This window comes from Rhizobium sp. Leaf384 (assembly GCF_001424065.1).
Taxonomy (GTDB): domain Bacteria; phylum Pseudomonadota; class Alphaproteobacteria; order Rhizobiales; family Rhizobiaceae; genus Ferranicluibacter.
Genome location: NZ_LMQE01000005.1, coordinates 853,207 through 871,695, shown reverse-complemented (window position 1 = coordinate 871,695; position 18,489 = coordinate 853,207). Strand labels below are relative to the sequence as shown.

Genomic DNA, 18,489 nt, shown 5'->3' with positions numbered 1-18,489 from the left:
ACCGACATGACCGAGGAAACACCGACCAGCGAGGTCGATCTGGAGCGCCACGCCATGAAAATGGCGAAGAAGAAAGTGGCGCGCGAAAAGATCATGGCGACGAAGACCGACGGCAAGGGCCTGATCATGGTCCACACCGGCAAGGGCAAGGGCAAGACCACGGCCGGCTTCGGCATGATCTTCCGCCACATCGCCCACGGGATGCCGTCGGCTGTCGTGCAGTTCATCAAGGGTGGCTGGGAGACGGGCGAGCGTACGCTGATCGAGACGCATTTCCAGCATCTCTGCCGGTTCTACACGCTGGGCGAAGGCTTTACCTGGGAGACGCAGGACCGGGCCCGCGACGTTGCCATGGCGCAGAAGGCCTGGGAGACATCGATGGCGCTGATCCGCGATCCTGCCAATTCGATGGTGCTGCTCGACGAGATCAATATCGCACTGCGCTACGACTATATCGATATCCACGAGGTCGTCCGGTTCCTCGCCGACGAGAAGCCGCCGATGACGCATGTGGTGCTGACCGGCCGCAACGCGCGCGAGGAACTGATCGAGATCGCCGACCTCGTGACGGAGATGGAACTCGTCAAGCACCCGTTCCGCTCCGGCATCAAGGCGCAGGTGGGTGTGGAATACTGAGCCCTGTTACGCCGGCGCAGGCAGCGGTGCTGCGCTCGCCCCGCGGGCGAGGCTGCGAGGCGCGCGACCCGGCTCAGATGCCGAGCCAGAGCCGCAGGGGATAGGCGGGGTCGGCCAACAGGCGGATGGCGAGCGCGATGCAGGTGAGAACCAGCAGCGGCTTGATGACCTTTGCGCCGCGCTTCATGGCAAAGCGCGAACCGACCTGCGCACCGGCGAACTGTCCGATGCCCATCATCAGGCCGACCTTCCACAGGACGACGCCGTACCAGGCAAGGACGAGGAAGCCGCCGATATTGGAGCCGAAGTTGAGAAGCTTGGTATGCGCGGTCGCCTTGAGGACGCCGAAACCGGCAAGCGCGATGAAGGCCAGCATGAAGAAGGAGCCGGTGCCGGGGCCGAAGATGCCATCATAGAAGCCGATGGCGGGAACGATGGTCAGGCCGAACACGAAGGGCGTGATGCGCTGGGTGCGATCGAGGTCGGCGACATTCGGCTTGAGCGCGAAATAAAGCGCGATGCCGATCAGAAGGAACGGAAGCAGGGCACGCAGCACGTCGCCAGGGACGATGGTCGCGACCATCGCGCCGACCGCACCGCCGGCAAGGGCCAGGAGTGCCATCGGCAGCTGACGTTTGAGGTCCACATGGCCGGCCCGCGCATAGGCGAGACTGGCCGAGCCGGACCCGAAGAGCGACTGCAGCTTGTTGGTCCCGAGCGTTTCCAAGGGCGGGAGGCCGGCCAGCAACATGGCCGGCACGGTGATCATGCCGCCGCCGCCGGCGATGCTGTCGATGAAGCCGGCGAGAAAGGCCGCGAGGAACAGGAAGACAAGCAGATGAAGCGCGAGATCGTGCACGATGGACCCTCGCCGTGGCGCCGGCTGTGGAATGATCGAAGATTCGCCCGCGCAGGGCGCAGCCGCGCCCGCTCTTTGGCAGAGCCGGGCGCCAAAGGAAAGCGGTCTTGGACCGGCAGCCTATCGCGAACCTGGCTCATGCGGCCTGTCGTGCCCGGCGCAGCCGCCCGCCCGTCCTTCTGCCGACAGGGCGGTGCGGGCCTTTCCCGATGATTTTGCGAGAAGGTCTGCTTATGCAATTCCGGTACGGGCAAATCTCTAGTAAGAGATCCCCGTGCGACGGCGCCCAGTTCGGGCTGAAAACGCGTCCGGTGCGGCCGACCCTGATCGGGGGCTCATGCCGGAGCTGTCGAGGCCTCGACCGGGGAGGGATCTCCGGCCGCGTGGCGTCTGCGCGCCTGCCGCCCGTGGTCTCGACTTCGACCGCCGCCCGGCTGCAGGATCTGAAACGCGGCAGGCCCTGCCACCCTTTGCGGGTGGCGGCGATCGCCCGAAGAGAGCGCAGAATGACAATGAGCGGTGAGACCTTCCAGCGTGGGCTCGTTCTCGGCCTTGGTTGCCGACCGGGCACATCCACCGCGGAGGTTCTCGATCTTGCAAAGGCCGTGCTGGCTGCGGCCGGTTATCCCGCGCGGCCGCTGCAGGCCGTGGCGTCGCTCGATGCCCGGGCTTTGGAGCCTGCTTTGTCCGCCCTGTCCGATCATTTCGCCGTTCCCTTCGTGACATTCGCCGCCGCACGGTTGGAGGCCGAGACGCCGCGGATCGCCACGCCGTCGGCCGCCGTCTTTCGCCTGACCGGATGTCACGGCGTCGCCGAAGCCGCGGCGCTCGCCGCTGCCGGCGCGGGTGCACGGCTGCTCGTCGCCAGGCGAACGTCCGGCCAGGCGACGGCCGCCGTGGCGGAAGCCGAGTCGGAACAAGCGTTTGCCCCGATGTCTTCGACCGGCGTGGTTGCGTCTTGCCAGATCGAATCATCGTCGCCCGCCTGGGAGTTGGCGGGATGAGTCTTTCGCCTTTCGACGGCCTGCCGCAGATGGCGCCGGGCGCCGTCTGGCTTGTCGGGGCAGGGCCGGGCGATCCCGGGCTCCTGACCCTGCATGCCGTCAACGCGCTGCGCCAGGCGGACGTGATCGTCCATGATGCGCTGGTCGATGCCGCCTGCCTGTCTCTCGCACGGCCGGGCGCCGTGCTGGAGTTCGCCGGCAAGCGGGGCGGCAAGCCCTCGCCGAAACAACGCGATATCTCGCTCCGCCTCGTGGCCCTCGCCCGCGAGGGCAAGCGGGTGTTGCGGCTGAAGGGCGGCGATCCCTTCGTCTTCGGTCGCGGTGGCGAGGAGGCTTTGGTTCTGGTCGAGCACGGCATCCCGTTCCGGGTCGTCCCCGGCATCACCGCCGGTATCGGCGGTCTTGCCTATGCAGGCATCCCGGTCACCCATCGCGACGTCACCCATGTCGTGACCTTCCTGACCGGGCACGATTCCTCCGGGCTCGTGCCGGATCGCGTCGATTGGGCGAGCGTCGCCAAGGGCTCGCCGGTCATCGTCATGTATATGGCCATGAAGCATATCCGCGAGATCACCACGAACCTGCTGGCCGCCGGGCGGGCGCATGACGAGCCGCTGGCTTTCGTCAGCAACGCCGCGACGGCGCGCCAGTCGGTTCTCGAAACGACGCTCGGGCAGGCGGCGACCGATGCGGTCGCAGCGGGCATTTCGCCACCCGTCATCGTCGTGCTCGGCGAGGTCGTGCGGCTGCGGCCCGTCCTCGACTGGCTCGGCGCCGCCACCGCGCAAGGCGACGTCGCCACTCCGAAGGGTCCTGCGGCATGAGCGGCCTTCTGATCGCCGCCCCGTCCTCGGGCTCCGGCAAGACCACGATCACGCTCGGCCTGTTGCGGGCGCTGCGCCGGCGCGGCGTCGCGGTGTCGCCCGGCAAGGCGGGGCCGGATTACATCGATCCCGCCTTCCACACGGCCGCCTGCGGGATCGCCTGCATCAACTACGATCCCTGGGCCATGCGGCCTGCCTTGCTCGAGGCCCAAGCGGCGCGGGCGCGGGCCGATGGGCGTCTGCTCGTCATCGAGGCCATGATGGGGCTTTTCGATGCGGCGATGGACGGCACCGGTGCGCCGGCCGATCTCGCCGCCGCGCTCGGCCTGCCGGCGGTTCTGGTGGTCGATTGCGGCCGCATGGCCCACTCCGTCGCCGCACTCGTGTCGGGCTATGCGCGGTTCCGCCCCGACGTGCGGCTGGCGGGCGTCATCCTCAACAAGGTCGGCAGTCCGAAGCACGCGGCCATGCTGCGCGGGGCCCTTGCCGGCATCGACATGCCCGTGCTCGGCACCATCGGTCGCGACCCTGCTCTGGCTCTGCCCGAGCGCCATCTCGGCCTGGTGCAGGCGGGCGAGCACGGCGGCCTCGATCGCTTCATCGATCACGCCGCCGATGCCGTGGAGGCGGGGTGCGACCTCGATGCCCTGGTGGCGCTCGGCGGCGAGGCGGGTCCTGTGTTGCCGGTCCGCGGGCACCGTCCTGCGCTCGATCCGCTCGGTGCGCGGATCGCCGTTGCGCGTGATGTCGCCTTTGCCTTTGCCTATGAGCATCTGCTGGCCGGATGGCACGCCTCCGGCGCGAGCCTGTCCTTCTTCTCGCCCCTCGCCGACGAGGCGCCGGCACCGGATTGCGATGCCGTCTATCTGCCCGGCGGCTATCCGGAGCTTCATGCCGGTACGCTCGCCGCAGCCACCACCTTTCGCAGCGGCCTGCAGGCCGCGGCCGTGCGGCAGGCGCGGATCTTCGGCGAATGCGGCGGCTACATGACGCTCGGCGAGGGCCTCATCGATGCCGCAGGTGCGCGCCACGCCATGCTCGGGCTTCTGCCGCTCACGACGAGCTTTGCCGAGCGGCGACGGCATCTCGGCTATCGCCGCGTCCGGCCGCTGGAGAAAGATGGCTTCTTCCCGCCGATGATGGCGCATGAATTTCACTATGCGACGATCGTGACGGAAGGCGACGCGGCGCCGCTCTTTGCGGTCGAGGATGCCGCTGGCACCGCGCTCGGCACGGCGGGCCTTCGGCGCGGCTCGGTTGCCGGCTCCTTCATGCATCTGATCGATCGCGCCTGCGACGGCACCTGCGACGGCGCCTCTGGCTGTGACCGCGCCCGCAACCGCGCCGTGGGGCCTGCATGACGGCGCCGATCCAGCACGGCGGCGGGCTTTCCCGTGCGATCGGCCGCTATGGCGGTGCGACGGCGGACTGGCTCGACCTGTCCACCGGCATCAACCCCTGCCCACCACCCTTGCCGGACATCCCTGCTGCCGTCTGGCATCGGCTCCCGGATGCGGATCTCGTGCACCGGGCCGAAACAGCAGCCGCGGCTTTCTATGGCACCGGGCCGGGCCTTCCGCTTGCGGTTCCCGGCACTCAATCCGTCATCCAGCATCTGCCGGCGCTGGCCTCGGCCGGCCGGCCGGTCGCCATTCTCAGCCCGACCTACGGCGAGTATCGACGCGTCCTGTCGCTCTCGGGTTTTTCGGTCGACCTGATCGGCGATCCCCAGGATATTCGCGCCGAACACGGTCTGGTCGTCATCGTCAATCCGAACAATCCGACCGGCCGCCAGCTGCCGCGCCGGACGCTGCTCGATCTGGCCGACCGCCTTGCGGCGCAGGATGGGCGGCTGGTGGTGGACGAGGCCTTCGGCGACGAGATCTCCGGAAACAGCGTCGCTGCGGAGGCCTTCACGCATCCGGCCCTGATCGTCTTCCGGTCGTTCGGCAAGCTCTTCGGTCATGCCGGCATCCGCCTCGGCTTCGTCATGGCCGCGCCGGACGTTCTCCAAGCGCTGTCGACCGCGCTTGGACCCTGGGCCGTGTCTGGCCCTGCGCTTTGCGTCGCCGAGCAGCTTTTCCAGGGCGATCTCGAAGGTCTTCGCGCGCGGATCGCGGAGCGGAAGGCCGGACTGGAGGCCGCCTTGTCCGAGGCCGGTTGCCGTACGATCGGGGGAACGCACCTCTTTTCGCTCATCGAGGTCGCCGACGGCGCCGCTCTGCAGCATGCGCTGTGCGAAGAGCACATCCTCACCCGCAGCTTCGACTATGCGCCCCGGTGGCTGCGGCTGGGCCTGACGCCCGACCCGCAATCCGACCAGCGGCTTCTGCTGGCGCTTCGGAAGGGGATGGCCTGATGCGCCTCGTCATTCTCGCTGCGGGCCTTCTGCTCGACCGGCTTGTCGGCGATCCCGACTGGCTGTGGCGGCGTCTGCCGCATCCTGTCGTCCTGTTCGGCGCGGCGATCGGCATCTGCGAGCGACGCATGAACAGGCCGGATCTCGCACCCACGCAGGGCCGGTTTCGCGGCGCTCTCGCCATCGCCGGCCTTCTCGTCCTCTCGGCGGCCGTCGGCGTCCTCGTTCATTCCGCCCTGTCGCGACTCGGACTTGTCGGTGCCGCGCTCGAGGCCCTGATCGTGGCCGTCTTCCTCGCGCAAAAGAGCCTGTCGGACCATGTCCTGCGGGTGGTGGAGGGGTTGCGCGGCGGCGGGCTTGCGGGCGGGCGGCAGGCGGTTTCGATGATTGTCGGGCGCGATCCGCAGAGCCTCGATGAGGCCGGTGTCTGCCGGGCCGCGATCGAGAGCCTTGCCGAGAACTTTTCCGACGGCGTCGTCGCGCCGCTGCTCTGGTATGCGCTTGGCGGGTTGCCGGGACTGCTCGCCTACAAGATGCTGAACACGGCCGATTCGATGATCGGCCACAAGACCGAGCGCCACCTCTACTTCGGCTGGGCCTCCGCCCGGCTCGACGATCTTGCAAATCTGCCTGCTGCGCGCCTGTCGATGCTGCTCATCGCCGGCGGCGCCTGGTGGCGGTCCGGCCGAAGGGCAGGGCGGGACGCGGTATCGGTGGCACTGCGCGACCAGGGACTGCACCGTTCACCCAATTCCGGCTGGCCGGAAGCGGCCATGGCCGGGGCGCTCGATCTGCAGCTTGCCGGACCGCGTCTTTATGCCGGAGCCCGCGTCGAGGAACCGATGATGAACGCGGCCGGCAGGCCGCACGCCACGGCCGACGATATCCTGCACGGCGTCAGCATCTTCCATTCCGCCTGCACGCAGGCGCTTCTCGTCGTCCTTGCCTTCGCGTCCTGTCGGTACCTGGTCTAGCGCATCGGCCACAGGGACCCGCAGCCGCGTTCTCGACCGATTTGGCAACGCGGACCTTTCGGCAACAGGAGGGGGTAAAAATCCCTGCAGCGCCGCAAGGCCATTGGCTTTTCCCGCGCAGTTACCCTATAGCTTCGGCAAACTTGCCATTCAAAGAGGTTTGCGCGTGACAGCCACATTCGACAAGGTCGCCGATATCATTGCAGAGACCAGCGAGATCGATCGCGAGACGATCACGCCGGAAAGCCACACGATCGACGATCTCGGCATCGACAGCCTGGATTTTCTCGACATCGTCTTCGCGATCGACAAGGAATTCGGCATCAAGATTCCGCTCGAGAAGTGGACCCAGGACGTGAACGAAGGCAAGGCCTCGACGGAGCAGTACTTCGTGCTGAAGAACCTCTGCGCCAAGATCGACGAGCTGCGCGCCGCCAAGGCCTGATCGGTCTTTCCCTGCTCGTGTTTCGCGATGCCGCCCGATGCCGCTGCTGCGCGCTTGACAGGCGGCATCGCCGTTTCTACCTGACGGCCTCGCGCGCAATGCCCCGGCTGCTACCGTCACCGGTCCTTGTCGCGGGTAGCGCTGCACGTCGAAGCCCCTCGGGTCGTCCGATGTGCGTCAGTGGGTCTCCCCTTGCGGTCTCAAGGTGGTCAGCGGATGATGTCTAATGCTGCTTGAATATTTCCAGATGATCGACCGGGTCGAGGCCGTGGACATGACGGCAAAGACGTTGCGTGCCCGCTCCGTCGTGCCTGCCCAGAGCCCGGTGTTCGAAGGGCATTTTCCCGGCTACCCGCTGGTGCCCGGCGTTCTGCTCATCGAGACGATGGCGCAGGCGTCCGGCTTCCTCGTGCTGGCGGTGACCGATTTCGCCGCCATGCCGTTCCTGATGACGGTGGATGGCGCGAAGATGCGGTCCTTCGTCGAGCCGGAAGCCGTGCTCGACATCGATGTGGTGCTGGAGCATGACGGTTCCGGATTTGCCGTGACAAAGGCGAAGATCTCGTCCGCCGGCAAGCGCATCGCGGACGCACAGCTGAAATTGCGCACCGTCCCGTTCGATCAGGTGCCGCTTGGCCCTATCGTCCGGAAGCGCGCGGAAGAGGTCGGGCTCATGGCGGCGCTTGCCGCCGGGGCGTCTCCGGATCTGCCGCCCGAACTGTCCAAGGAGTGATCGCATGAAGGCCGCCAACGACGTCGTGATCACCGGGGTGGGTATCGTCACCAGCCAGGGCGTGGGTGTCGCACCACATATTGCCCTGCTGACCGCAGGTGCGCCGCCGGCGGTCGTGGTCGAGACGGAGCGTTTCGCGCCCTATCCCGTGCACCCGCTGCCGGCCATCGACTGGTCGGCCCAGATCGCCAAACGCGGCGACCAGCGGCAGATGGAGAACTGGCAGCGCCTCGGCGTGTTCAGCGCCGGTCTTGCCCTCGACGATGCCGGCCTGAAGGACGACGCCGAGGCCTGCGGCACGATGGACATGATCGTGGCGGCCGGCGGCGGCGAGCGCGACATTGCGGTCGACAGCCTGATCGTCGACGAGGGTCTGAAGCGCAACGACCGGGAACATCTTCTCAATGAGAAGCTGACGACCGAGCTGCGTCCGACCCTGTTTCTCGCGCAGCTTTCCAATCTCATGGCCGGCAATATCTCAATCGTTCACAAGGTCACGGGCTCCTCGCGCACCTTCATGGGCGAGGAAGCCGCCGGCATCTCCGCCGTGGAAACCGCCTTCGCCCGCATCAAGGCCGGCCAGTCGAGCCATACGCTGGTGGGCGGTGCCCTGTCGGCCGAGCGGCTTGATATCATCCTGCTGGTGGAAGCCCTGCAGGCCCATGCGACCGGCCCCTGGCGTCAGCTCTGGTCGCGCAGCGAGGGCGAGGGCGGCGGGATCATCCTGGGCTCCGTCGGCGCCTTCCTGGTGCTCGAATCGCGCGAGCATGCCGAAGCCCGCAATGCGCGGATCTATGCGACCATCGACGCCGTCGGCGGCGACCGCGGCTCTCGCGACGACGGGCGACTGGAACAGCGGCTCGACCAGTTGAGCACGGCGGCCCCCGCGGGAGAGACGATCGTGTTTTCAGGCGCGAGCGGCCTTGCCGCTCTTGCGGCCCGGGAGCGGGCATGGCTCGAGACGCGTTTCCCGCAGGCGCCGGTGCGCGGCTATAGCGGCGCGGTCGGTCATGGGATCGAGGCGCAATTTCCGCTCGGCCTTGCGCTTGCCGCGCTCGCGCTCGACGCCGGCGCCATTGTGCCGCCGTTCGATCCGTCCGAGCCCGCGATGACCCGCGCGCCGAAGCACGCGGTCGTGACCACGCTCGGCCATGGCCGCGGCGAGGGGGTTGCCGTCCTGACAGCGCATGCCGGAACCGGCGCAGAGGAGCTTTCGTCATGAGCGACGCCTACAGGGATCATCTCGGCCGCCCGCTGATCGCCGTCACCGGCATGGGCGTCATCACCTCGCTCGGCCAGGGGCTGCAGGACAACTGGGCCGCCCTGACCGGAGGCGTGTCGGGCATCCACAAGATCACCCGATTCCCCACCGATAGCCTGTCGACGCGGATCTGTGGGACGGTCGATTTCATCGACGTACCCAACGAGAATTCGGTCGAGCGTTCCTACGCGATGGCGCGCGAGACGACGCTGGAGGCCTTGGCACAGGCCGGGATTTCGGGCGATTTCGACGGCCCGCTGTTTCTGGCCGCGCCGCCGATCGAGCCGGAATGGAGCGCGCGGTTCGCGCTTGCCGATCGTTCGCCCCCGTCTGAACAGCCCGCCGATGCCTATAATCGCTTTCTCGCGGCCATGCGGCAAAAGGCCGATCCGGTGTTCTACGAGGCGGCCCTTTTCGGGGCGATCTCCGAGCGCCTTTCCGACCGATTCGGGACGCGCGGTCTGCCAGTCACGCTGTCGACGGCCTGCGCCTCGGGCGCCACGGCGATCCAGCTCGGCGTCGAGGCCATCCGGCAGGGCCGCACCACCCGTGCGCTGACGGTCGCGACCGATGGATCGGTGAGCGCGGAAGCGCTGATCCGTTTCTCGCTGCTTTCGGCCCTGTCCACCCAGAACGATCCGCCGGAAAAGGCCTCCAAGCCGTTTACGCGGGATCGCGACGGGTTCGTGATCGCCGAGGGAGCGGCCACGCTCGTGCTCGAGTCGCTCGAAGCCGCCATTGCCCGGGGCGCAAAGGTGCTCGGCATTCTCAAGGGATGCGGCGAGAAGGCCGACCTGTTCCACCGCACCCGGTCCTCGCCGGACGGCGGGCCGGCGATCGCCTCGATTCGTGCGGCCCTGGCCGATGCCGGCATCGCGGAAAGCGACATCGGCTACGTGAACGCGCACGGCACCTCGACGCCCGAAAACGACAAGATGGAATACGGGGCGATGTCGGCCGTCTTCGGCGAAGGCCTCGCCCGCATACCGGTGTCCTCGAACAAGTCGATGATCGGCCACACGCTGACGGCGGCGGGCGCCGTCGAGGCCGTGTTCTCGCTGCAGACCATCCTCACCGGCACGCTGCCGCCGACGATCAACTATCAGAACCCGGATCCGGCCATAGCCCTCGACGTGGTGCCCAACGTCAAGCGCGATGCGCAGGTGACGGCGGTGCTGTCGAATTCGTTCGGCTTCGGCGGGCAGAACGCCAGCCTGGTCATGACGGCCGAACCTGCCTGAGACAACACCGCCTTGACGACCCCGCGGACGTGACGCGGACCAAAGTCGCGGAACGATAAGGAAAAGACCATGCGCGCGCTGCAACTGATCGACGACCGGAAGCTCGAAGTCACCGACCTGCCGGAGCCGGACGCACCGGGCCCCGGCGAGGTGACGCTGCGCGTCAAGGCCGTGGCGCTCAATCATATCGACGTCTGGGGCTGGCGCGGCATGGCCTTTGCCAAGCGCAAGATGCCGCTGGTCATCGGGGCGGAGGCTGCGGGCGTCGTGGAAACGATCGGGCCGGGCGTGGCGAATGTTCTGCCGGGGCAGCTCGTGTCGATCTACGGTGCGCGGACCTGCGGCCTTTGCCGGCCCTGCCGCGAGGGACGTGACAATCTCTGCGAACAGGTCAGCGGTGTCCACGGCTTCCATCTCGACGGGTTCGCGCAGGAGAAGGTCAACCTGCCGGCGCGGCTCCTCGTGCCGGCACCGCCCGGCGTCGATGCGGTTGCCGCCGCGCTCGCGCCGGTCACCTTCGGCACGGTCGAACATATGCTGTTCGACAATGCCAAGCTGGAACCGGGCGAAACGATCCTCATTCATGCCGGCGGTTCCGGCATCGGCTCGGCGGCGATCCAGCTTGCCAAGAAGATCGGCTGCACCGTTATCACCACGGTCGGATCTGACGACAAGATCGAGAAGGCGAAGGCGCTGGGCGCCGATCACGTCATCAACTACCGCACGGACCGGTTCGAGGGCGTCGTGCGCAAGCTGACCAAGAAGAAGGGTGTCGACGTCGTGTTCGAACATGTCGGCAAGGACACCTGGGCCGGCTCGATGCTCTGCATGAAGCGGGGCGGGCGGCTTGTCACCTGCGGCTCGACCTCGGGCGTGTCGACCGACATGAACCTGATGATGCTGTTCCAGCAGCAGCTGCGGCTCATCGGTTCGTTCGGCTGCCGGATGGAGAACATGGCCGACGCCATGCAGAAGATGGCCCGCGGTCTCGTGCATCCCGTCATCGATACCGAGGTGACCTTCGAAAACATCGATCGTGCCTTGGAACGCATGGAAGGCCGGCAGGTGTTCGGCAAGATCGTCCTGCGGCTGGATTGATCGCGTGCGCAGCCTGATCACGCGGCTCGTGCTCTTCGCCCGGCACGCCAAGGACTGGACCGTCGCGCAACTCGCCTTTCTGCCGCTGATGCTCCTGAAGCTGCTGCCGCCGGATACGGCGCTGAACGTCATGGAGCGTGTATCGCAGTTCGCCGGACCGCGTTTCATGCGCGGCCGGCATCTGCTGACGCTGGCCAATCTGCGCGCGGCCTATCCGGAAAAGAGCGAGAGCGAGATCGCAGCGATAGCGCTCGAGAGCTGGGGGTCGATCGGCCGGCTTGCCGCCGAGTACGTCTTCCTTGACCGGTTGTTCGACTATGATCCGACGCGCGGCACACCCGGCCGCGTCGAGGTGGTCGGCGCACCGATCTTTCTCGACCTGCGCGACAATCCGCGTCCCTTCATCGTCTTTACCGCCCATAGCGGCAGCTTCGAGATGCTGCCCGTCGCAGGCTCGGCGTTCGGCCTCGATGTCACCGTGCTCTTCCGTCCGCCGAACAACGCGACCATGGCGAAGAAGGTCTTCGACTTCCGGGCAAAGCGCATGGGAACGCTGGTGCCGTCGCATGCGGGATCGTCGTTCACCCTGGCGCGCAAGCTGGACGAGGGGCGCGGGATCGGGGTGCTGGTCGACCAGAAGTTTCGCAAGGGGCTGGAAACGACCTTCTTCGGACAGCCGGTAAAGACCAATCCGCTCGTGGCAAAGCTCGTGCGGCAATTCGGCTGCGAGGTCTATCCGGCGCGGTGCGTCCGACTCCCCGGCAATCGCTTCCGGCTGGAAATCGAGCCGGCCGTGACCATTCCGCGCAAGGACGGCGGCAGCGTCGATGTCGAGGCCACGGCGCAGCTCCTCAACGACACGGTCGAGCGCTGGGTGCGGGAGTATCCCGGCCAGTGGCTCTGGTATCACGATCGCTGGCACGTGAAGCGCCGAGTCGCGCGCGAAACGAACACGAAAATGTAGCTCTGCGAGCGTTCTCCCTTTTTCTCTCGTCCGGCGTGTGCAAAGCCGACGTGAATGATGCCGCATCCCTAAAAAAGGCATATCAAATTCATGATATCGTCAACTATCCGTTGAACGGTGATGCGACGCGTGTAAAATCCTACTTGGTTGTTCGAGCCGTTGATGAGGCATGCTGCGTCACGCCGCGATGGAGGGTTTCTCCATGTCGTGGGCGAGCTTGAATAGGGAGATGATGCGTGAAGACGCTGATCGATTTGTTCTGGATGAAATACGCCAAGCTCTACGAGGCGGTCGATCAGGGAAAAGCATCGCTGATCGACGCGCTCGACAGCGAAATCAAGCCGTTGTTACAGGCCATCGAAAACAAGCAGGCCCAGACTGCCGAGGAGGCGCGGCTTCAGTTCGATTTCCTGCTCGAGCTTCTGCGGCAGGAGGCGGATGACCGCGCCCATGTGATCCGGCACAGCAATACGCTGTCGCGGCTGGCCGAGCGCTATTTCGTCGAGGTGGAGACCGGAAAGTTCCAGATCCGCGATCCCGGCATCTACCTGACCTATGATGCGCCGACGCCCGACGAGGCGGAGGAGGGGCAGTTGAACGAAGCTGTCCTTGACAGCCTGCCCGACCATGTCTGCGTCATCACGACGGACTTCCGCTATTCCTACACCAATGCCCGCCACGCGCGGGCGGTCGACGGCAAGGTCCTCTCGCTCGTCGGCCGGCCCGTGGTCGAGCACTCCGGCGTGCCCTTCTTCGAAAAGAGCCTGAAACCCCGTCTCGAGCGATGCTTCCGCGGGGAGATCGTCGATACGACCTATGCCCGGGAAGTCGACGGACGAACGATCGTGATCCGTTCCCGCATGACGCCGTGCCGCTCTGCAACCGGCGAGATCATCGGGGCCATCATCGTCTATCAGGAACTGGCCAACCGCCGCCGCACCATCGCGGCCTGAAATACAGGTCCGCGCCTCCGTCCGTCCGGTCCGGCACATGGACTTCCCTTGCCTGGGGTTTTGGCCCTTAGGTTTTAGGCTTCCGGCTCTCAGGCTTCCGGCGGCATCGCCTCGAGGATGCTTTTCAACTGCATCAGGTCCTTGCGAACCCAGTCCGCATCGCGCCGAAAGCTCTCCTCGTCCGCACCCGGCTGCTGCAGCACGGTGAACACGACAACAGCCCCGTTATCGCCGTTCGGCGTCACGCGAAAAGCGTTGTACGTGGTCTCTCCCGTCTCCAGAATCACGGTGTGATCGAGGACGCCAAGACTGTTCTCAGGGGTGAAGACGATCCTCGCGATACCGAGAGGGCCGGTCGCGATCCAATGATCTCCTGCCGGCACGAGCCCGCTCGCCAGTCCCGAAGCCCAGAGCGGCATGGTCTCCGGCCGGCTGGCAAAGGCATAGACGGCGGCCGCGTCACGTTCGATGGTCACGTCCACGATGCGCACGTTCCGGATCATGTCCAGGCTCCCTCAAGGCCGTGACGTTAGGGCCCGGCGTCGGACGGGAAATGTAGCTCGGGACTTCAACAATGTCTTGTGGTTCCCTCTTCCAGGTGCCAAAACTTTCAGCGCCTACCCCTTGGGCAAACGGCTGCAACGGTCGGCATTGCGGGTACGGCACATGGATGGAACGCTTGCCGCATATCGGCATCCCCGCGTTCCAGGATCTAACGGAGGTACACACGTGGCACAGGCGGAAATCGGCCTTATCGGGCTCGGCGTCATGGGGTCCAACCTCGCGCTCAACATTGCCGAAAAGGGCAACACGATTGCGGTGTTCAACCGCACGGTAGAGCGCACGAGAGAATTTTACGAAGAGGCCGGCGATCTCAAGGATCGGATCATCCCCTGCGAAACGATCGAGGACTTCGTTGCGGCGATCAAGCCGCCGCGGCCGATCATCATCATGATCAAGGCCGGCGATGCGGTCGATCAGCAGATGGAAATCCTGAAGCCCCATCTTCAAGCCCACGACATCATGATCGATGCCGGAAACGCCAATTTCCGCGACACGATGCGCCGTTTCGACACGCTGAAGGACAGCGGCCTGACCTTCATCGGCATGGGTGTCTCCGGTGGCGAGGAAGGTGCTCGGCACGGGCCGTCGATCATGGTCGGCGGTCTCGAGGAAAGCTGGACGCGCGTCGAGAAGGTTCTGACCTCGATTGCCGCCCGCTATGAAGGCGACCCCTGCGTTGCCTGGCTTGGCGAGAACGGTGCGGGACATTTCGTCAAGACGATCCACAACGGCATCGAATATGCCGATATGCAGATGATTGCCGAGATCTACGGCATTCTGCGCGACGGCCTGAAGATGAGCGCTGCCGAGATTGCCGAGGTCTTTGCGACCTGGAACAAGGGCCGCCTCAACTCCTTCCTGATCGAGATTTCCGAAATCGTCCTGCGTGCCGGCGACCAGCTCGGCTCCGGTCCGCTCGTCGATGTCATTCTCGACAAGGCCGGCCAAAAGGGCACCGGCAAGTGGTCGGTGATCGAGGCGCAGAACATGGGCGTGCCGGCCACCGGCATCGAAGCGGCGGTCGCGGCCCGCAGCCTCTCGTCGATGAAGAGCGAACGCGAGGCTGCCGAGAAGATCCTCGGGCTGCCGGACGTGCCGCCCCTGTCGATTGCCGACAAGGCGGCCTTCCTCGGCGATCTCGAAAACGCGCTGCTGGCCGCCAAGATCGGTGCCTATGCGCAGGGCTTCGCCGTCATGGCGGCGGCATCCCGCGAGTTCGGATGGAACCTGCCTATGCCGACCATCGCCCGGATCTGGCGTGCCGGCTGCATTATCCGCTCGCAGTTCCTGGACGAGATCACCAAGGCCTTCACGGAATCGCCGGACGCCGCCAACCTCATCGTGACCCCGGCCTTCGCGGCCATGGTCAAGGAAACCGACGGCCCGCTGCGTCGGGTGGTCTCGACCGCGGTGCTGGGCGGACTTCCGGTCCCGGCTCTCGCCTCGGCGCTCGGCTATTTCGACAGCTATCGCCGCGCCCGCGGGACGGCGAACATGATTCAGGCCCAGCGCGACTACTTCGGCGCGCATGGCTATGATCGCATCGACGGCAAGGACTCGCATCACGGCCCCTGGGGCAGCGGCCTCGTCGCCGAGCGCTCCTGAACCGCCGATCCGACGGCACGAAACCGGAAAGGGCCGCGCGGCATCGTCGCGCGGCCCTTTCCGTTAGGGTCTTTCCAGCCAGTATCTCGCCAACTCCGAGCGAGCACCGCGCACCGTCAGCGCGAACGGAGCGCCGCCCGCGGTCAGACGTCCTGACGGTCGAGGCCGCTCACGCTCTGCAGCGTCTCCGGCGGCTGTCCTGCAATGCGCGCGAGCACGGCCTTGGCAAGTTCGTGTCCGGCATGGCGGATGTCTTCCTTCATCGTGATGACCTCCGGGCGCAGCCAGCCGAGAAAATCGCTCGGCACTTTCGAAACGACATCGAGATCCTGGCCGATCGTGCGGCCGGTCGCCTCGATCGCCGCGATCAGGGCGATCGTCCCGGCGCCGCTGCCCGACACGATGCCATCCGGCACCGCGCCGCTGTGCAGCAGGGTCTCGAAGGCGGTGCGGATATCGATCAGCGAATGGTCGATATCAACGGCGTCGAAGGGGATGGTCTCGACCCCGAAGTCGCGAACCGCGCGATCGAAGCCGTGCCGCATATGGCGGTGGAAGGTGAGGTGCGGCGGCGGCTGCAACAGAGTCAGCCGACGGCGACCGCGCTCCACCAAAGTTCGCACCGCGGCGTAGGCAAAACCCTCATTGTCATAGTCGTGATACGGGTGCGCGAGCCCCATTTCGGTGCGGCCATGGGTGACGAAGGGAAAATTGCGCTCCAGCATCAAGGCGACGCGCGGATCCTTCGGCTCGGTGCGGGAGATGATGACGCCGTCGGCGGCGCCCGTGTCGAGCACGTAGCGGACCGGGGCGAGGGCGTCCCGCGAGGGGCTGTAGGGCGTAACGACGAGATGGTAGGGCGTTGCCGCCAGCACTTCGGAAATGCCGACGACGATCGGGCTGGTGAGACCCATGATCTCCTCCTCCAGCGAGAGCACCAGGCTGATGACGTTGGTCTTGCCGGTCCGCAGCCTGACACCGGCGCGGTTCGGCTGGTAACCGACTTGCCGTGCCACGAGGCGTACGCGTGCCTTCGTTTCCGCACCGATGTCCGGTGCATCCTTGAGCGCGCGCGACACGGTCGTGATCCCCAGTCCGGTCATGAAGGCGATCGTCTTCAGGGTCGGACGAATGTTCGCGGCGAGGCTCGGTTCGGCGTTCAGGCTTGCGGCCGGGGCGGCCGCCACCGGTGCTCCCGGGATCGGGCTGCCGGTTCTCTTCGTCTCGTCCATGTTCGCCTGCCCTTCCGCTCCGGCCATCCGACCGGCGATCCTAACCATTTTGCTACGGCTTGACCAATTCTACTCCCACTCTGCCTACACCAAAAAACTGCAACGATACAGTTGACCTCATCGTGTTTTGCAGTCTCTGGCGTCTGGTTGCAATCGACGCACGAAGGTTGGCCGCAGTGGAACCATTTGCTGCATCGCAAAGCGGCAAATTGGTGCGTTTTTACGCAGATTTCCCGTTGGTGATATGAAATCAGAGGTTTGGAGCTGATCCTTTGTTATCTTGCACTGCACTTTGCGTCGCACGACGCCACCTTGAGTGCACAAAAAATTCATCTAAAGGTAGAAATTCCGTCATCACGAAAAATTTGCGTTCTGCTATGTTGCGCCCATTCCAGACATCCGCTAGGTTTTTACGGCAACGTTACAGTGAGGGAGGAGACTCATGATGACACGGTTTCGCGCAGCAATTCTGGCTGCCAGTGTAGTTCTGCCGCTCGGTGCGGCTCACGCCACGGATCTGGAAGTGACGCATTGGTGGACGTCGGGCGGGGAGGCTGCGGCGGTCGCGGAGCTGGCCAAGGCTTTCGATGCCACGGGCAACAAATGGGTGGACGGCGCGATCGCCGGTTCCGGCGGTACGGCACGTCCGATCATGATCAGCCGCATCACCGGTGGCGACCCGATGGGGGCGACGCAGTTCAACCATGGCCGCCAGGCCGAGGAACTCGTGCAGGCCGGCCTGATGCGCGACCTGACGGACGTCGCGACGGCCGAGAAGTGGAAGGACGTCATCCGTCCGTCGAGCCTGCTCGATGCCTGCACGATCGACGGCAAGATCTACTGCGCCCCGGTCAATATCCACTCCTGGCAGTGGCTGTGGCTGTCCAACGCGGCCTTCAAGACAGCCGGCGTTGAAGTTCCGAAAAACTGGGACGAGTTCGTGGCGGCCGGTCCGGCGCTCGAAAAGGCGGGGATCATTCCGCTCGCGCTCGGCGGTCAGGCCTGGCAGTCCGCCGGCCTGTTCGACGTTCTCCTTCTCTCCCTCGGCGGCAAGGATTTCTATCTCAAGGCCTATGGCGACAAGGACGAGGCGGCCCTGACCGGTCCCGACATGGCGAAGATCTTCAAGGCGGCCGACGATGCGCGGCGCATGGCCAAGGGGTCGAACGTTCAGGACTGGAACCAGGCGACCAATCTGGTCATCACCGGCAAGGCCGGCGGGCAGATCATGGGTGACTGGGCGCAGGGCGAATTCCAGATCGCCAACCAGAAGGCCGGAACCGACTATTCGTGCCTTCCGGGGCTCGGGGTCAATGCGATGATCTCGACCGGCGGTGACGCCTTCTACTTCCCGCTGCTGAAAGATGAGGCCAAGACCGAGGCGCAGAGCGTGCTCGCCAAGACCATCCTCGACCCGGCGACGCAGGTCGCGTTCAATCTCAAGAAGGGGTCGCTGCCCGTTCGTGGCGACGTCGACATGTCGGCCACCAACGACTGCATGAAGAAGGGCATCGACATCCTTGCCAAGGGCAGTGTGGTGAAGAGTGCCGACGAGCTTCTTTCAGCGGACATCCAGAAGCAGAAGGAGGACCTGTTCTCTGAGTTCTTCTCGAGCACGACGATGACGCCCGAGGACGCCCAGAAGCGTCTCGCCGGCATCATCGCCTCCGCCGAATAAGGGGCTCTTTACGGACGGGGCAGCCGACGGGGTGTGCCTGCTGCCGCCCCGGCTCGCTC

Annotated in this window: 18 protein-coding genes; 15 read left to right on the top strand and 3 right to left on the bottom strand. The window is 65.8% G+C overall.

The genetic code is table 11. The annotated features are described in order from the left end of the window. The first annotated feature begins 6 nt into the window (after positions 1–6). On the top strand, positions 7–636 hold the full coding sequence (cobO, locus tag ASG25_RS12445; protein WP_062473944.1) for a cob(I)yrinic acid a,c-diamide adenosyltransferase: 630 nt from the start codon (positions 7–9) through the stop codon (positions 634–636). A 73-nt stretch (positions 637–709) separates the two neighbouring features. Here cobO and ASG25_RS12440 read toward each other — a convergent pair whose 3' ends face one another. After that, complete coding sequence (locus tag ASG25_RS12440; protein WP_062473942.1) at positions 710–1,495, bottom strand: TSUP family transporter; 786 nt, start codon at positions 1,493–1,495, stop codon at positions 710–712. A gap of 506 nt (positions 1,496–2,001) precedes the next feature. Between ASG25_RS12440 and ASG25_RS12435 the strand changes: the two genes are divergently transcribed. The 12 genes from ASG25_RS12435 (at position 2,002) to ASG25_RS12380 (ending at position 13,351) form a co-directional block, all read left to right on the top strand. Further along, the gene (locus tag ASG25_RS12435) at positions 2,002–2,499 is read left to right on the top strand and encodes a cobalamin biosynthesis protein (RefSeq protein WP_347360102.1); all 498 of its coding nucleotides are present in this window, start codon (positions 2,002–2,004) and stop codon (positions 2,497–2,499) included. Then, positions 2,496–3,323 carry a uroporphyrinogen-III C-methyltransferase gene (gene cobA, locus ASG25_RS12430; protein WP_062473940.1) on the top strand — a complete coding sequence of 276 codons (828 nt, stop codon included), beginning with the start codon at positions 2,496–2,498 and terminating at the stop codon, positions 3,321–3,323. The genes ASG25_RS12435 and cobA overlap by 4 nt, the downstream gene beginning before the upstream one ends. Then, complete coding sequence (locus ASG25_RS12425; RefSeq protein ID WP_062473938.1) at positions 3,320–4,684, top strand: cobyrinate a,c-diamide synthase; 1,365 nt, start codon at positions 3,320–3,322, stop codon at positions 4,682–4,684. Before cobA ends, ASG25_RS12425 begins: the two co-directional genes overlap by 4 nt. Then, a complete protein-coding gene (cobD, locus tag ASG25_RS12420; protein ID WP_062473936.1) occupies positions 4,681–5,682 on the top strand; it encodes a threonine-phosphate decarboxylase CobD in 1,002 nt (333 codons plus the stop codon). Before ASG25_RS12425 ends, cobD begins: the two co-directional genes overlap by 4 nt. Then, positions 5,682–6,656 (top strand): adenosylcobinamide-phosphate synthase CbiB, encoded by a 975-nt coding sequence (cbiB, locus tag ASG25_RS12415; RefSeq protein WP_062473934.1) that lies wholly within the window; start codon positions 5,682–5,684, stop codon positions 6,654–6,656. Before cobD ends, cbiB begins: the two co-directional genes overlap by 1 nt. Before the next feature lie 160 nt (positions 6,657–6,816). Beyond that, entirely contained in the window at positions 6,817–7,101 is a 285-nt protein-coding gene (locus tag ASG25_RS12410; protein ID WP_156379742.1) for an acyl carrier protein, read from the top strand. Positions 7,102–7,327: 226 nt separating this feature from the next. Further along, the gene (locus ASG25_RS12405) at positions 7,328–7,834 is read left to right on the top strand and encodes a 3-hydroxyacyl-ACP dehydratase FabZ family protein (protein ID WP_062473932.1); all 507 of its coding nucleotides are present in this window, start codon (positions 7,328–7,330) and stop codon (positions 7,832–7,834) included. A gap of 4 nt (positions 7,835–7,838) precedes the next feature. Beyond that, entirely contained in the window at positions 7,839–9,056 is a 1,218-nt protein-coding gene (locus ASG25_RS12400; RefSeq protein WP_062473929.1) for a beta-ketoacyl-ACP synthase, read from the top strand. Then, positions 9,053–10,336, top strand: coding sequence for a beta-ketoacyl-ACP synthase (locus tag ASG25_RS12395; RefSeq protein WP_062473928.1), 1,284 nt, complete (start codon positions 9,053–9,055; stop codon positions 10,334–10,336). The genes ASG25_RS12400 and ASG25_RS12395 overlap by 4 nt, the downstream gene beginning before the upstream one ends. 69 nt (positions 10,337–10,405) lie before the next feature. Beyond that, positions 10,406–11,434, top strand: coding sequence for a zinc-binding dehydrogenase (locus ASG25_RS12390; RefSeq protein WP_062473926.1), 1,029 nt, complete (start codon positions 10,406–10,408; stop codon positions 11,432–11,434). Further along, entirely contained in the window at positions 11,430–12,398 is a 969-nt protein-coding gene (locus ASG25_RS12385; RefSeq protein ID WP_156379762.1) for a lipid A biosynthesis lauroyl acyltransferase, read from the top strand. Before ASG25_RS12390 ends, ASG25_RS12385 begins: the two co-directional genes overlap by 5 nt. A gap of 236 nt (positions 12,399–12,634) precedes the next feature. Then, positions 12,635–13,351: a PAS domain-containing protein gene (locus tag ASG25_RS12380; protein WP_156379741.1), complete on the top strand. Its 717-nt coding sequence runs from the start codon at positions 12,635–12,637 to the stop codon at positions 13,349–13,351. Positions 13,352–13,440: 89 nt separating this feature from the next. Here the strand turns inward: ASG25_RS12380 and ASG25_RS12375 are convergent, their stop codons facing one another. Continuing rightward, complete coding sequence (locus ASG25_RS12375) at positions 13,441–13,854, bottom strand: hypothetical protein (RefSeq protein WP_062473922.1); 414 nt, start codon at positions 13,852–13,854, stop codon at positions 13,441–13,443. A gap of 226 nt (positions 13,855–14,080) precedes the next feature. Here ASG25_RS12375 and gndA point away from each other — a divergent pair, with 226 nt between their 5' ends. Continuing rightward, a complete protein-coding gene (gndA, locus tag ASG25_RS12370) occupies positions 14,081–15,520 on the top strand; it encodes an NADP-dependent phosphogluconate dehydrogenase (RefSeq protein ID WP_062473920.1) in 1,440 nt (479 codons plus the stop codon). A gap of 143 nt (positions 15,521–15,663) precedes the next feature. On the opposite strand, the gene ASG25_RS12365 is transcribed toward gndA, so the two are convergent. Beyond that, entirely contained in the window at positions 15,664–16,779 is a 1,116-nt protein-coding gene (locus tag ASG25_RS12365) for a LacI family transcriptional regulator (RefSeq protein WP_244479390.1), read from the bottom strand. A gap of 415 nt (positions 16,780–17,194) precedes the next feature. On the opposite strand from ASG25_RS12365, the gene ASG25_RS12360 reads away from it, so the two are divergent. Beyond that, complete coding sequence (locus ASG25_RS12360) at positions 17,195–18,430, top strand: ABC transporter substrate-binding protein (RefSeq protein WP_062473918.1); 1,236 nt, start codon at positions 17,195–17,197, stop codon at positions 18,428–18,430. Positions 18,431–18,489 lie beyond the last annotated feature (59 nt).

Excerpts from the sequence above, each read along its gene's own strand:
- cobO (WP_062473944.1), top strand. The coding sequence starts at position 7 with ATGACCGAGGAAACACCGACCAGCGAGGTCGATCTGGAGCGCCACGCC.
- ASG25_RS12435 (WP_347360102.1), top strand. The coding sequence starts at position 2,002 with ATGACAATGAGCGGTGAGACCTTCCAGCGTGGGCTCGTTCTCGGCCTT.
- cobA (WP_062473940.1), top strand. The coding sequence starts at position 2,496 with ATGAGTCTTTCGCCTTTCGACGGCCTGCCGCAGATGGCGCCGGGCGCC.
- ASG25_RS12425 (WP_062473938.1), top strand. The coding sequence starts at position 3,320 with ATGAGCGGCCTTCTGATCGCCGCCCCGTCCTCGGGCTCCGGCAAGACC.
- cobD (WP_062473936.1), top strand. The coding sequence starts at position 4,681 with ATGACGGCGCCGATCCAGCACGGCGGCGGGCTTTCCCGTGCGATCGGC.
- cbiB (WP_062473934.1), top strand. The coding sequence starts at position 5,682 with ATGCGCCTCGTCATTCTCGCTGCGGGCCTTCTGCTCGACCGGCTTGTC.
- ASG25_RS12405 (WP_062473932.1), top strand. The coding sequence starts at position 7,328 with ATGCTGCTTGAATATTTCCAGATGATCGACCGGGTCGAGGCCGTGGAC.
- ASG25_RS12400 (WP_062473929.1), top strand. The coding sequence starts at position 7,839 with ATGAAGGCCGCCAACGACGTCGTGATCACCGGGGTGGGTATCGTCACC.
- ASG25_RS12395 (WP_062473928.1), top strand. The coding sequence starts at position 9,053 with ATGAGCGACGCCTACAGGGATCATCTCGGCCGCCCGCTGATCGCCGTC.
- ASG25_RS12390 (WP_062473926.1), top strand. The coding sequence starts at position 10,406 with ATGCGCGCGCTGCAACTGATCGACGACCGGAAGCTCGAAGTCACCGAC.
- ASG25_RS12375 (WP_062473922.1), bottom strand. The coding sequence starts at position 13,854 with ATGATCCGGAACGTGCGCATCGTGGACGTGACCATCGAACGTGACGCG.
- ASG25_RS12365 (WP_244479390.1), bottom strand. The coding sequence starts at position 16,779 with ATGGCCGGAGCGGAAGGGCAGGCGAACATGGACGAGACGAAGAGAACC.
- ASG25_RS12360 (WP_062473918.1), top strand. The coding sequence starts at position 17,195 with ATGATGACACGGTTTCGCGCAGCAATTCTGGCTGCCAGTGTAGTTCTG.